General features: G+C 67.4%; 14 protein-coding genes and 2 pseudogenes. 9 read left to right on the forward strand and 7 right to left on the reverse strand.

The window, feature by feature from the left end; translation table 11 throughout:
- Positions 1–59 precede the first annotated feature (59 nt).
- From VKG81_RS12650 to VKG81_RS12660, 3 genes are read left to right on the forward strand one after another with little or no spacing between them, the layout of a single operon-like run.
- Positions 60–617, forward strand: coding sequence for a hypothetical protein (locus tag VKG81_RS12650; protein WP_324396398.1), 558 nt, complete (start codon positions 60–62; stop codon positions 615–617).
- Positions 618–669: 52 nt separating this feature from the next.
- A complete protein-coding gene (locus VKG81_RS12655) occupies positions 670–1,353 on the forward strand; it encodes a response regulator transcription factor (RefSeq protein WP_324396422.1) in 684 nt (227 codons plus the stop codon).
- Entirely contained in the window at positions 1,350–2,687 is a 1,338-nt protein-coding gene (locus tag VKG81_RS12660; RefSeq protein ID WP_324396400.1) for a HAMP domain-containing sensor histidine kinase, read from the forward strand. The genes VKG81_RS12655 and VKG81_RS12660 overlap by 4 nt, the downstream gene beginning before the upstream one ends.
- Before the next feature lie 153 nt (positions 2,688–2,840).
- On the opposite strand, the gene VKG81_RS12665 is transcribed toward VKG81_RS12660, so the two are convergent.
- Together VKG81_RS12665 and VKG81_RS12670 are read right to left on the reverse strand one after the other, a co-directional pair.
- Positions 2,841–3,272, reverse strand: a complete 432-nt coding sequence (locus tag VKG81_RS12665; protein ID WP_324396402.1) for a hypothetical protein — start codon at positions 3,270–3,272, stop codon at positions 2,841–2,843.
- 4 nt (positions 3,273–3,276) lie between these two features.
- Positions 3,277–3,690, reverse strand: a complete 414-nt coding sequence (locus tag VKG81_RS12670) for a DUF1330 domain-containing protein (protein ID WP_324396403.1) — start codon at positions 3,688–3,690, stop codon at positions 3,277–3,279.
- A 112-nt stretch (positions 3,691–3,802) separates the two neighbouring features.
- Between VKG81_RS12670 and VKG81_RS12675 the strand changes: the two genes are divergently transcribed.
- Positions 3,803–4,045 (forward strand): hypothetical protein, encoded by a 243-nt coding sequence (locus VKG81_RS12675; RefSeq protein ID WP_324396405.1) that lies wholly within the window; start codon positions 3,803–3,805, stop codon positions 4,043–4,045.
- Between the two features lie 7 nt (positions 4,046–4,052).
- Here VKG81_RS12675 and VKG81_RS12680 read toward each other — a convergent pair whose 3' ends face one another.
- The 4 genes and pseudogenes from VKG81_RS12680 to VKG81_RS12695 form a co-directional block, all read right to left on the reverse strand.
- The gene (locus VKG81_RS12680; protein WP_324396407.1) at positions 4,053–4,343 is read right to left on the reverse strand and encodes an ANTAR domain-containing protein; all 291 of its coding nucleotides are present in this window, start codon (positions 4,341–4,343) and stop codon (positions 4,053–4,055) included.
- A gap of 151 nt (positions 4,344–4,494) precedes the next feature.
- A pseudogene (locus VKG81_RS12685) lies at positions 4,495–4,746 on the reverse strand (cytochrome b); the annotation flags it as partial.
- 91 nt (positions 4,747–4,837) lie between these two features.
- A complete protein-coding gene (locus VKG81_RS12690; RefSeq protein WP_324396408.1) occupies positions 4,838–5,776 on the reverse strand; it encodes a Brp/Blh family beta-carotene 15,15'-dioxygenase in 939 nt (312 codons plus the stop codon).
- A gap of 212 nt (positions 5,777–5,988) precedes the next feature.
- Positions 5,989–6,879, reverse strand: coding sequence for a bacteriorhodopsin-like (locus VKG81_RS12695; protein WP_324396410.1), 891 nt, complete (start codon positions 6,877–6,879; stop codon positions 5,989–5,991).
- A 204-nt stretch (positions 6,880–7,083) separates the two neighbouring features.
- Here VKG81_RS12695 and VKG81_RS12700 point away from each other — a divergent pair, with 204 nt between their 5' ends.
- The gene (locus tag VKG81_RS12700; protein WP_324396412.1) at positions 7,084–7,659 is read left to right on the forward strand and encodes a TetR/AcrR family transcriptional regulator; all 576 of its coding nucleotides are present in this window, start codon (positions 7,084–7,086) and stop codon (positions 7,657–7,659) included.
- Between the two features lie 529 nt (positions 7,660–8,188).
- Here VKG81_RS12700 and VKG81_RS12705 read toward each other — a convergent pair.
- Positions 8,189–9,642: pseudogene (locus VKG81_RS12705) on the reverse strand (dihydrolipoyl dehydrogenase family protein).
- 528 nt (positions 9,643–10,170) lie between these two features.
- Here VKG81_RS12705 and VKG81_RS12710 point away from each other — a divergent pair.
- The 4 genes from VKG81_RS12710 to VKG81_RS12725 form a co-directional block, all read left to right on the forward strand.
- Complete coding sequence (locus VKG81_RS12710) at positions 10,171–10,563, forward strand: heme-binding protein (RefSeq protein WP_324396414.1); 393 nt, start codon at positions 10,171–10,173, stop codon at positions 10,561–10,563.
- A 154-nt stretch (positions 10,564–10,717) separates the two neighbouring features.
- Positions 10,718–11,086 (forward strand): YraN family protein, encoded by a 369-nt coding sequence (locus VKG81_RS12715; RefSeq protein ID WP_324396416.1) that lies wholly within the window; start codon positions 10,718–10,720, stop codon positions 11,084–11,086.
- The gene (locus tag VKG81_RS12720) at positions 11,086–12,597 is read left to right on the forward strand and encodes a YifB family Mg chelatase-like AAA ATPase (RefSeq protein ID WP_324396418.1); all 1,512 of its coding nucleotides are present in this window, start codon (positions 11,086–11,088) and stop codon (positions 12,595–12,597) included. The genes VKG81_RS12715 and VKG81_RS12720 overlap by 1 nt, the downstream gene beginning before the upstream one ends.
- Positions 12,594–13,084 (forward strand): DNA-processing protein DprA (locus VKG81_RS12725; RefSeq protein ID WP_324396420.1); only part of this gene is annotated, 491 nt, incomplete at its 3' end. The genes VKG81_RS12720 and VKG81_RS12725, both read left to right, overlap by 4 nt.

Raw genomic sequence — 13,084 nt, forward strand, 5'->3', positions numbered from 1 at the left:
GAGCGGGAACGCCCGCCGGTAACCGGCAGGGGCGGATACTTAGCGGATACTTAAGAGCCATGGCTGGCCACGGTGATGGTGTGCTGTCGGATGCCCGCATCGCGGCGATGTCGCCCGCGGAACGCCGGGAGTTGATTCAGAGGCTGGAGCGTCCGGTCGACGACGTTCTTCCGCCGCCGATTGCCGGTCGGGTGCGGCGGACCCGGTTGACCTTGATGGTGGCCGGCGCGATGGTGTTGATTCCGTGGATCGTCTACCTCAGCTTCACCCTGCCCGAGACCTATGTCGCCCATAACTGGCCGGCCACCTGGGTGGGCTTCGACGGCCTGCTTGTGGTGTTCATGGCCGTGACCGCGGTGCTGGGCTGGCTGCGCCGCCAGCTGGTGTTGCTCACCGCGTTCACCACCGGGGTTCTGCTGATCTGTGACGCCTGGTTCGACGTCCTCACGGCCGGAGCCGGCGAATTATGGGTGTCTTTGTCGACCGCCGTGTTCGCCGAGCTGCCGCTCGCGGTAATCATGATCAGCAGCGCGGTCAGGATTCTGCGGCTGACGGCGATACGGCTCTGGCTCATCGACCCCGGGACGCCGCTGCGGCACCTGCCGCTGCTGCCCTAACCCGACCGACGCCGTTGTGGCGCTACGGTGAAGCGTGGCCGAGGCCGTGCCGATGAGACGTGATGCCGCCGCCCGGGTGCTGGTGATCGAGGATGCCGATGCAATCCGCGCTGCGGTGGAGTCAGGTCTGCAGGGAGCCGGTCACGACGTGGTTGCCCGTCCCGACGGGCGGGAACTCGAGCGGGTGCTGGCCCAGTTTCGGCCAGACGTGGTGATTCTGGACGTGATGCTGCCCGGGCGGGACGGGTTCGCGCTGCTCGACGTGGTCCGTTCGCGGTCGGATGCCGGCGTGGTGATGCTCACGGCCCGCGACGGGATCGATGACCGGCTGCGTGGGCTGACCACCGGGGCCGATGACTACGTCACCAAACCGTTTGTGCTGGCCGAACTTCTCGCACGGGTGAATACGCTGCTGCGACGACTGGGGAAGGTGCAGTCGACCATGGTCGTCGGCGACCTGGTCGTCGACCCCGAGGCGGGCAGCGTCACCCGCGCCGGAACCGCAATCCCACTGACGGCCACCGAGTTCAAGCTCGTCTGTTACCTCGCGGAGCATCGGGGCAAGGTTGTGACCAAAACCCAGATCCTCTCCTCTGTGTGGGGCTTCGACGCGTACGACCCGAACCTGGTGGAGGTGCACATCAGCGCGCTGCGCCGCAAGCTCGAGGAGCACGGCCCGCGGCTGTTGCACACGCTCCGGGGACTGGGTTACGTTCTGCGCGCCGAGGAGACATGACGAGGCGCACGCCAGGCGGATTGGCGACGGTATCGCTGCGTCGCCGCGTCACCGCGGCGACGGTGGCGGTGTTCGTCGCGGTGTTGTTCGCGGTGATCATCGCCGTCGTCGCATCGTTCTCGGTGATCCTCAACCGCTCCATGACAGCCGTACTCAACGATCACGTGCAGCTGGCCCAACAGCTGGCCGGGGAGAACACACCGCCGGCCGAGTTGGTCAGCCGGCTCGAAAACCGTTCGGTGCGGGCGCGTTTGGTGCTTGCCGACGGCCAGGTCCTCGGCAGCGTCAGGATGCCCGTCTTGGATCCCGCGACGAAGACGAGGCGGCTGCGGCTGCCCAACACTTCGGGGCCGCTTGCCGGGGCGCAACTGACGCTGCAAGTCGACGGGCGGTTGCTCGCCGGGGCGCGGCACCGGCTGGTGAGGGTGCTGCTGGTGGTCGGGGCACTGGCGGTACTCGTCGTCGCGGTCGGCGTGCCGCTGGTCGTGCGGTATGCGCTGGCCCCGTTAGACGCAATGACCCGGTTGGCGCGAAGCGTTGCCGCCGGACGCCGCGGTCAGCGCCTCTGGCCGCACACCGCCGACACCGAGTTGGGCCGAACCGCAGCGGCTTTCGATGAGATGCTCGACTCGCTCGAAGGGGCCGAACGGCGGGCGTTGGGCTCCGAGGAAGCGATGCGGCGGTTTGTCGCGGACGCGGCCCATGAGCTGCGCACACCGCTCGCCGGCATCACCGCCGCCGCGGCAGCCGTCCTCCAGCAGCCCGACGACGCCGACCCCGAGGCACGGCACCGGCTGCTGATGGTATTGGGCCGGGAGGCCCAGCGCGCCGGCCGGCTCGTTGACGACCTCCTCGACCTGGCCCGCATCGACACCGGTCTGAGCCTGCATCCCGAGCCGACCGACCTGCGGCAGCTGATCGACGGGCAGGCCGAACGCGCCCGTCTGGTCCATCCGCAGCTCTCGATCCGGGTGGACGGACCACGCACCACTGTCAAACTGGATCCCGAGCGGATCGGCCAGGTGGTGGCCAACCTGCTCAACAACGCCTGCGAGGTGACCCCCGCGGGGGGAACCGTGCGGGTGGCCGTGTCCGCGTCCAACGGGCAAGCCCGAGTCGCGGTGTGCGACGGCGGCCCGGGCGTAGCCCCGGGACAATACGAACACATCTTCGGCCGCCTTGTCCGCCTCGACGGCGGGAACGGGTTCAGCGGTTCCGGGCTGGGCCTGCCGATCGCCCGTGGCATCGCCCGCGCCCACCGCGGCGACGTCATCTGTCAACCCACACCGCCCGGCAGCGGCGCGGTGTTCGTCTTGACACTGCCGATCGGTTAGCGGTGGGGCGGGTTAGCCGTCGGGCGGGTCGGCCGTGGGGCGGGTCGGCCGTGGGGCGGGTCGGCCGCGCCCGCGACACTCAAACCGTTGCGACGACACGCGGGGGCGCGTCGCAGACGTTTGAGTCTGGCTGAGAGCACCCGTCGACGAGGGTCAGCCGATGGTTTCGCTCGGCGCGGCGGCCGGCGGGGACGCGCGCCGGCGCGACCCGGCCCACGCCAGGCCAAGTGTCGCCGCGAGCACGACCAGCAGCGCCAGGTTGAACACCTGGCCGGGCACGACGATGGGGAAGGTCCGGTAGAAGTACAGGTTGACGAGACCCAGCGCCGTCTCGGCGGTCTGCAGCCCGAGCGCGATGATCACCAGATCGCGCCGGAACACCAGCACGAAGGCTTGAAAGCCAGCCATCACGAGCTGGTGTAATCCCACGGCCGCGAACAAGCTCAGGATCGTTCGGGTGCCGGCAGACAGGTCCAAGCCGGCGATGGAATGCGCTCCGCCGTCGGGGGCGAACGCGTGGATGGCGCCGCGTACTGTGTTGATCACCGCGAACAGCCCGAGCACGACCGGCGGGATCCGTCGCATCGTTTTACAGTGGCCGCTGCGCAAGACGGATGAGCAACTGACCCTGCAGGCCGGCGGCGCGGTGTACCCCGATCTCACCGACTTCCGGTGACGTCGCGATCCTCGCGAATGCGGCTGCAGATGGATATTCGACCAGCGCGCACATGTCCCACGTGTCCTCCACCCGGCCGATCACCAGTGATGTGACCTCCCCCGCGAACAGAAATCTGCCGCCGTGCTCTTCGACGACCTCCTGCATGGCGGCCGCGTAGAGCTCGTAGGCCTGGCGACCGGTCAGCGTCGTGGGGCGGCCGTCGGGATAGGCGGCGCGGTCGCGGAACTTGAGCAAGTTGAGCATCACCACCGGATCGTCGGAGGTGTCCGTCATCAATGCCTCGACGCGTTCGCGGGTGGGGTAGACCGCGTTTTCGACGTCCACGTTGGGCTCCTCAAGTTTCCTGGTGCCTGGATCGCACGCGACTGTCGCCGGTCGCCGCCGCAGGCCTGGAAAAAGCTCTCCTTGCCGGGACATTTGGCCTAGCGTTCCCGGTGTGGAGTCACACTACTCAAGCGCCACCGAGTTCGTGCCGGTCGAGGCCCTGCGTTCAGGTGATCCCATCACCGACGTCCACGGTGGTGGCCACCACTACAGGGTGCTGGAGTCCAAACCCGTCGGCGACAGCTGCGTGGTCCTGGAGTTGGAGTCCAAGGCCAACGATGAGTTCCGGGTGATCGAGAAGTCGTTTCCCGCGGGCTACCAGGTGGGCAGATCGCCTCGTCGCACCTTCCTGTGACGGTTACTCACGGGGTCGCCGCGGAAGCGGTGAGGAGCTGTCCCCACTCATGGCGAGCGGCCGATTGAGCGGCTCGGAACGTTTCTGGTGACTTGTTGCCGCCGGTTGCGAGGTGGACAAGCGCCCACGCCATCGTGAACACGGGGACGCGGTGGCGTTCGGCGGCGCCGAGCAGCTCGGTGAAAGCGGCTTCCGACTGGCACCGGCGAAGCCCGATCAGAATGCCCTCGGCCCTGTCGAGGATCCGTCGTCCGTGTACTTCGTATGAAGTCTGGGCGGGAACCCAGTCTGCCATCATTTTCTTGCCTACCTCCTGACGCGGGCTCGGAGTCTCGCGCGCTTTGCCATCATTTGTGCCGGCGGGCTGCCGTGCCACTGCGAGACGGCTATCGGTATCGATCTGTGATCGCCTCGCGACAGGGCCGCAGTCCATTCGCCGCTGGGTCTCCTCACGCGATGCGCGCTGGATCCTGGCGCGGGGCCGCGGGTTTGGTCGCCCGGAGTGCCATACGATCGAGGATCCGATCACGCAGAACGAGGGTATGGAAAAGCACTGCGCACATATGGGCGGTAAAAGTCACAAACAGCAGGAAGGCGAAGGCGGTGTGGCAGTCCCTCAGCACCGCGTAAACCGCGATGTCATGGGGCGCGATGCCGGGGAGGCGAAGTGGTCCGTAGAGGGCGATCGGGAACCCGGCCGCGGGCGGGTCGCACAGCCCGGTGAAGATGTCGGACGCAGGGGCGGCGATGGTGCGCTGGATTTCGATCCGTTCGGTCATGCCGCGATCGCTGTCACGGAACCCGGATCCAGTCGTCCGGCGGTGTCTCGTCCTCGCGATCGGTGGTCCGGTCGACCCACAGCACGACTACCATGTGCGGCACCGTGAGGGCGAGCAGAAGGCGCAAAACCTCCGCCACGACCACGGTCGGGTCTGATGCCGCCACCGTGAACCAGCCGAGGGCGGCTATCGATGTCAATGCCGCAATCGATGGCACCGCGGCGAGTCGGATCAGCCGCAGGGCCGCCGGCCGTCGTCGGCCGGTGGTCACCAGCGCGGCGCAGCCAGGCTCGATGGTCAACATCCGCGCACAGTGGCGCAGCGCGTGCCAGCCGCCGAACCACACGGCGAATGCGACTAACGGTGGCACGAGCATGCCGAGAGCGCCGACGAGCACGATGTCGAGTGCGACCGCGGGATGACCCGACCAGAGCGAAGCGATCACCGCGACCAGCGCCGCTAGCAGCCAAATCACCACCAGACCGATCTGCACCGGTGCACCGCCGATCAATAGCGCAAGACCTGGCGAGACGGCCGTCGCCACCCCCCTGAGCTGATCGCCAGAACGAGCCAGGGGCAGCACCAGCGCCCCGGAGCCGGCGATGACAATCGGAAGGGCCAACACGCGTGGGGGCCGCCACCCGGTGAGCTGGCGTGACACCTCGAGTTCGCCGAGGCCGAAGTGCAGCGCGCTGAGTGCCACGACCACGATCAGAGCGATCGGACCAGCCCACTCCAGCAGCGCCCACGCCGCAGCGGCCACGCCGGCGTAGGCAGCGGCGACCAGCACCATGGGTCTGCCACCGGCTAGTTGCGTGGCCATCACATGGTCGGCCGCTCCGTGCGGGACACCGGCCACGAGTCCCAGCCCGGCGACAACCAGTACGGCCGGCGCCGTGACGGCGGGCACCCCGGCAACGTGCCCACCCGCCACCAGCACCGTGCCGACCATCAGCCATCGCGACCAGGTCGCGGCGATCTCCAGCGGGCTAGGAGAGGCCGAACGGATTCGTGGTCGGACCGCGGGCGGCCGAACGGTGGGCCCCTGGGCAGACGGCTCGCAAGGGCCGGGGTCCTCCGGGATTACTCCCGGAGGACGTGCGCTGCCCCGCCTTCTTCGCACGCGGACCTGTCTTTCCACGTGGACCACGACGGTCGAGTGGCCTACGCCGTTGCCGCAGGTGTGTCGTCCTGGCCGAGACCGGCACCGACTTTGGGCGAGTTGCTGCCGTTCGTTTGGGACAAGGCGTGCCCGTCGATGTGCTCGCCCTCCTCGACGGCGAAGGCGGGGTCATCGGCGTAGGACTTCAGGCGGGCGATCTTGTAGATCAACAGGCCGTAGAGGCACTTGGCCAGGATGTCGGCAACCGAGTAGCCGCCCTGCTTGGCCACCCACGCGGCCGCTCCCAAATTGGACCCGTAGAGCGGAATGATGTACGCGAGCGGGTAGACGCCCCAGGTGGCCAGCAGCAAGATCCTCATCCGGCTGACGGTCCTGCGCACAGCCTCGGGCTGCCGATCGAGCGAGCGGGTCAGCTCGACGAACAGCACGTAGAGGATGTAGAGGAAAGGAATTGTGGACAGCAACCCGAAGATGTTGCGCAGGCCGTTGTTACCGCTGATCTCACCGGGGTAGCCGAGGGCGATCATCAGGGCCGACGCGGGAATCAGCCGGTAGAGCAGCGAGGTCTGCAGCTTACGGGCCAGCGCCAGGACGACGACGAGCTCGGTCAGCAGCAGCGGAACCGTGAGGAACCAGTCGACGTAGCGGTAACCCTCGTTGAACGATTCTCCCGCTGCCTGGACGTACGTCCCGCGTCCACCCTGTGCGTGCGTGACGAATGCCGCCTTGAAAGAAGCGAAGATGCGGAAGTAGTGGTAGGCGGCGATACCGCAGACGATCGCGGAGATCACCAGGGCTTGCCGGTACCGGGCCAACACCCGTGGTTGGACTGCCAGCAGGAAGATCGCGGTGAACAACTGCGCCGCGATCGAAAAGGACAGGACGTTGTAGACCGTATTGAATTGGGACTGTGTCAGTACCTCAGGAATCATCTCTCACCTTTGAGCGTGACGTGGGGTGGGCAAGTCATACCGTACAGTAATGGACAATAAGTTTGATAGAGGCCAATTATTACGGTTCTGTTCTATCTGTTCATCGACTAACTTGTACGAAGCATGCGCAACGGAGCGAGCCTGGCAGGCGAGGGGAGGTGACGTGCTCAAATGACACCTCGCCACGGCCAAAAGGCGGTCGAGATGGGCGAGGACGCTCGGGTGACCCGTACCCGGGCCGACGTCGCGCGCACGGCCTTGGACGTGCTGACCAGAGAGGGCTCGGACGCCCTTACGCACGCTCATGTCGCCGAGATTGCTGGGTACTCCAAAACGACCCTGTACGCACACTGGCCGTCGAGGCCCGAGCTCTTCGCGGCGGCGCTGGACGCCCTCGGTGATATGCCGCACCACGAACGCACTGGTGATATGCGCACCGATCTGGTGGGGGAGCTCAAGATGTTCCGGCAGGCGGTGCTCGACCTGCGGCTCGACCGAGTGCTGTCTGCGATGGCCCAGTGGGCGACGGTCGAGGCGATGAGTCAGATCAGGGACACGATCAATACCGACGCTCAGCGACCGATCCGCACCATCCTCGAAGAGTCCTTCGAGGGCGCCGAACTGGAAGCGGTGATCTCCATGCTCGCCGGCGTGGTCGCGTGCCCATCGCTGATGTTCGGCACACTTCCCGACGACGACGTCATCGAGGCGGCGGTCGACGTCGTCCTGAAGAGCGCGGGCGGACCCGGTAACGCGAAGCGTCATTCGGCCGAAGGTTGACCGCGGCTTCGAGCGGCTCTGAACTGCGCGTTCTGTGTTCCTGCGTTGTTGCGTGGGTTTCCGTGTGCTGCGGATATGCCTCGAGGTGTTACGCGACGTAACATCGCTGCTGTCCCAGCCGTTCACACCCCGGCGAGAAGGGCCCCCCGGCTTCGCCGGAGGGAGACGGCTCACGCACCGGCGGCTCCACCGCCTACTCGAGCGGCTGGCTGGGATGTGTTGCGCGCGTTGCAGTTTTCACGCCGGATGGGGCTGCTGGCTCGGCCACGCCTCGCCGTCGTAGGATCGCCTATCGTTGTGCCCCTTGGTGTTTCACTGTCGGCTGCGCCGCCCGCTGTTTCTTGCCGCCACTCCGACCGGAGGCCGCGGGGGCAGGTTCTTAGCGGCTGCCTGTCGGCGGTGGGGAACGAGAAAATCGGCTCTAATCTAAACCCAATCTAAACCACGAGATGGGTCGGGGATCAGTTCAAACGTGATCACGGCTGCGAGACGCATCGCAACATCCAGGCTCATCCCGACGCGGCACCGTTCATGGTTCCGAGTCCCGGTACGCCTCGAGCAGCCGCAGCCATATCTCGCTGATGGTGGGAAAGCACGGGACGGCATGCCAGAGCCGGTCGATCGGAACGTCGCCGGCGACCGCGACTGTCGCGGAATGAAGTAGCTCGGAGACGTTGGGGCCGACGAACGTCGCTCCGACCAGGTGTCCGCGGTCGACATCGACGACGATGCGAGCCTGGCCGGTGTACACGTCGGCATACAGGACCGCACCCTTGACAGTCTTGCCGAAGTCGACGTCCACCGCCCTCACCCGATGGCCGGCCTGCTCGGCTTGCCTGGCGGACAAGCCCACTGCCGCAGCTTCGGGATCGGAGAAGAACACCTGTGGCACCGCCCGTGAATCGGCCGTCATCGCATGCCTGCCCCACGGCCCGGTGTCCACCGGTTTCCCGGCGGCGCGGGCGCCGATCGCCGCTCCGGCTATGCGCGCCTGATACTTCCCCTCGTGCGTCAGCAGCGCGCGGTGGTTGACGTCGCCAACCCCGTAAAGCCACTCGCCGGGCACACCCTGCACCAGGCCGGTGTCGTCGACATCCAGCCACGATCCCGGCGTCAACCCACTGTCTCCAAGCCAATCTCGCTCGTCAGTGGCTTTCTGCCGGTGGCGAACAGCACCTCGTCGACTTCCAGCTCGCTGCCGTCGTCCAGCTGGAGCGTCACGGGGCCGGCGCCCCCGGGCCGGCGCAGCTTCGTGACCGAAACGTCGGTCCGCACGTCCACACCCGACTCGCTGAGGCCACGGGCGACCAGCTCACCGACGAACGCCTCCGTCCGGGGCAGCACTCCCGAACGACGCACCAGCAGTGTCACCGACGACCCCAAACCCTGCCAGGCGGTGGCCATTTCGACGGCGACGCCGCCGCCGCCGACGACGGCAAGCCGTGCCGGCACATGACTGCTGTCGGTGGCTTCCCGGTTGGTCCACGGGTGTGCCCCGGCGATGCCGGGAAGATCAGGCAGCGCGGCGGTGCTGCCCGTGGCGATGACCACCGCATGCCTGGCGGCGAGCGTAACAGTGTGCCCGTCCGGGGCGGCGACGCTGACGCGGCGGCTGCCGTCCAATCGCCCGTGACCGCGCACCAGCTCCGCACCGATACCCGCGACCCAGTCGGCTTGCGGGCGGTCATCCCAGTTGCCGACATAGCGGTTGCGGCGGGCGAACACTCCACCGGTGTCGATCGGACCGGTGACGGCCTGCCAGGCGCCATCGACCCAGCGAGCGTCAGCCACGGCCACGACCGGCCGCAGCAGCGCCTTGCTGGGAACGCATGCCCAGTACGAGCATTCGCCTCCGACCAATTCTCTTTCCACCACCGCCACGCTCAGCCCGGCAGCCCTGGCGCGGTCGGCCGCATTCTGGCCCACAGGCCCGGCGCCGATAACGGCGACATCGTAAATTCGTTCCCGTCCGGCTGTGGTCATTGCTTTCCTCTCAATTGCTGCTGCGCGTCACGAAACCGAGCGAATGCAGGCTCTTTCATAGACGCCGTAAGGGTGCTCTCATCGTTCATCGCGGGCGCTGACTCCAGCATCAACCGAACGCGCGTGCCGCGTGGCAGTCAACCACTCACCAGCCGGCTGTGGTGAACGGTGCCGTCCGCGTGCGGAAATTCGCGGGTTGTCCTGCGGTGGCGTCCGTTGGGCGGCTCTCGGTACTCGACGACCTCGCGCAGGTCTCCTGGCGAGGAGATCGCCGGTCTCAAGGTGGTCACGATGACTTAAGACCTCCGCGTCGTATCTCTTACGAATCTGGGGAAGCTCTCAGGAATCTGGTTGCTGCCTTACCGAAAAAGTTGCTACTGAGGCTAATGTCACAGCAGAGCGGTGTAACGCTCGAATTGTTTGGTTGTCTTCACTTTCAGGTGGGCTGATCGCTTTCGTTGCCTTGCTGTACATTGTCTTAGGGGTCGGGGGACGCGACCGAATCGCAAATCTGAAGGAAAAAAAGCAATGAAATTGACTCGTTCAACCATGCGTCGAGGTTTGCTCGGGGTATTTGCTACCGGTGCACTCGGCGCCGCCGCCGCCACGATGGGCATCCCGGCGGCCGACGCGCAACCCGCGCCGTGCACCGCGGCGGGGCTGGCCAGCACCGTCAGCTCGGTGACCGGTGCGGCCGGCCAGTACCTGGACACGCACCAGGACGTCAACGACGCGCTGACGAGCGCCGGGTCGCAGACCCCCAGCGACGCCGAGGGGTCGCTCCGCGGCTATTTCGCCGCCCACCCACAAGAGTTCAACGACCTGCGCGGCATCGCGGCGCCATTGACGAACCTGCGGAGCCAGTGCAACGCCAACGTGTCCACCGGTCAGATCTCCGCGCTGCTCCAGGCCTTCGCCTGACCAGCACGGCACCGACAGCCGCCGCGCCGTGGCGGCGCTTGTCGTTTCCTTTCCTTGCCCTTTCCTTGCGCCAGCAGTTGTGGATGAAGTCGCGTCTGGGGATAACTAGCCGCTGAAGGGGCATTGTGTCGGCGCCGGCCCGCACGGTGCAGGTATGACTTCGTTGACCCGCGCCGAACTCGGCGCTCTCGGTGAGCAACTGGCTGTCGACCACCTGCGGGGGTTGGGGCTGCGGGTGCTCACACGCAACTGGCGCTGTCGCTACGGCGAACTGGACCTGGTCGCCGCCGATCCGGCGACGCGCACCGTGGTGTTCGTCGAGGTGAAGACCCGCGCTACGGACATGTTCGGCGGCGTGGCTCAGTCCGTCACACCGCAGAAGGTTCGCCGGCTGCGACGGCTGGCAGGTCTTTGGCTCACGGCCCAGGAGACCAAGTGGTCGGCGATCCGCATCGACGTGGTCGGCGTACGCATCGGACGGCGCCGCTCTCCGGAGATCACCCACGTTCAGGGTGTCGGCTGATGGCGCTGGGCAGAGCGTTCTCGGTCGCCGTGCGCGGAGTCGCCGGCGAGATCGTCGAGATCGAGGCCGACATCACCTCGGGTCTGCCCGGCTTCCATCTGGTCGGGCTGCCCGATGCGGCCCTGCAGGAGTCGCGCGACCGGGTCCGCGCCGCGATCGTGAACTGCGGCAACCGCTGGCCCATGGCGCGGCTCACCCTTGCTTTGTCGCCGGCAACGCTGCCGAAGATGGGGTCCGTCTACGACGTGGCGTTGGCGGCCGCCGTGTTGTCGGCCGACCGGAAGATACCTTCTACGCGGCTCGAGAAGACGGTGCTGCTCGGGGAACTGGCGCTCGACGGGCGGGTGCGACCAGTGCGCGGTGTGCTGCCCGCGGTGCTGGCCGCCAAGCGCGAGGGTTGGCCGGCCGTCGTGGTGCCGGTGGGCAATTTGGCCGAGGCCGGGCTTGTCGCCGGCATCGAGGTGTCCGGCGCCCGCACCCTGCGCCAGCTGCAGGCCTGGCTCGAGAGCAAGGGCGACCTGGAGCCGAGAGTCGACCTCGACATCGACGACGGCGCCGCGGTGCCCGACCTCGCCGATGTGGTCGGCCAGCAGCAGGCCCGCTTCGCGGTCGAGGTGGCCGCCGCGGGAGCACACCACCTGATGCTGACGGGGCCGCCAGGTATCGGCAAAACCATGCTGGCACGACGCCTTCCGGGTCTATTGCCGGCGTTGAGCGAGCAGGAGTCCCTGGAGGTGACAGCGATCCACTCGGTAGCCGGGCTGCTGTCAGCCACCACACCTCTGATCACGCGGCCGCCATTCGTCGCGCCTCACCACACCTCCAGCGTGGCGGCGCTGGTCGGCGGCGGCGGCGGGTTGGCCCGGCCCGGCGCCGTCAGTCGGGCACATCGCGGCGTGTTGTTCCTCGACGAATGCGCCGAGATCGGCGTCCGGGCGATGGAGGCGTTGCGTACACCGCTGGAGGACGGGGAAGTGCGGCTCGGCCGCCGCGACGGCGTCGCGATCTACCCGGCCCGGTTTCAGTTGGTGCTCGCGGCCAATCCCTGTCCGTGTGCACCGGCCGATCCGCGAGATTGCGTCTGTGCGCCCACCGCCAAGCGACGCTATCTCGGCAAGCTCTCAGGCCCGTTGCTTGACCGCGTCGACCTGCGCGTTCAGATGCACCCCGTGCGCACCGCAGCCTTGGGCAACGACGCCGGCGAATCCACGGGGGTCGTGCGTAAGCGGGTGGCACGCGCCCGTGCCGCCGCCGCTGACCGATGGCGGTCCCACGGTGTGCTGACCAACGCCGAAGTCCCGGGATCGCTTCTGCGTCAACGCTATCGACTCGCCAAGGAGGCGATGGACCCGCTGCGGCGGGCGTTAGACCGCGGTGTGCTGAGCATCAGAGGGATGGACCGTACTTTGCGCGTCGCCTGGTCACTGGCCGACTTGGCCGGCCTCACTCAGCCGGGCGTCGAAGAAGTCAAAACCGCGCTGGGATTTCGCCAAATGGGAGCCGACCGATGACGAACGTTCAATTGGCGTGGGCATACCTGTCCCGGGTCGCCGAGGCGCCGTGTGCTCCGCTGGCCGCGCTGGTCCGCCGGGTCGGGCCGGTCGAAGCCGCGGAGCGGATCAGGCGCGGGGCGGTCGACGCCGAGCTAGACCGCCTGACGTCGGCGCGACGCGACGTCTACAGTGCTGCCGACGATCTCGACCGTATCGCCCGGCTGGGTGGTCGGCTGGTGACACCGGACGATACCGAATGGCCCGCGATGTCCTTCGCGGCCTTCGCCGGCGCAGCCGTCGGCCGTAACCCCAGCGGCGTTGCGCCGCTGGCTTTGTGGGCCACAGGCCAACCGGTCCTGGGCGAGCTTGCCCAGCGGGCAGCGGCCGTGGTGGGAACGCGGGCGGCCACAGCCTACGGTGAGTACGTCGCGGCCGACTTGGCGGCCGGCTTGTGTGAACGCGACGTCGCGGTAGTTTCGGGCGGCGCATACGGCATTGACGGCGC

The sequence above is a fragment of the Mycobacterium sp. genome, assembly GCF_035314905.1.
Lineage (GTDB): Bacteria > Actinomycetota > Actinomycetes > Mycobacteriales > Mycobacteriaceae > Mycobacterium.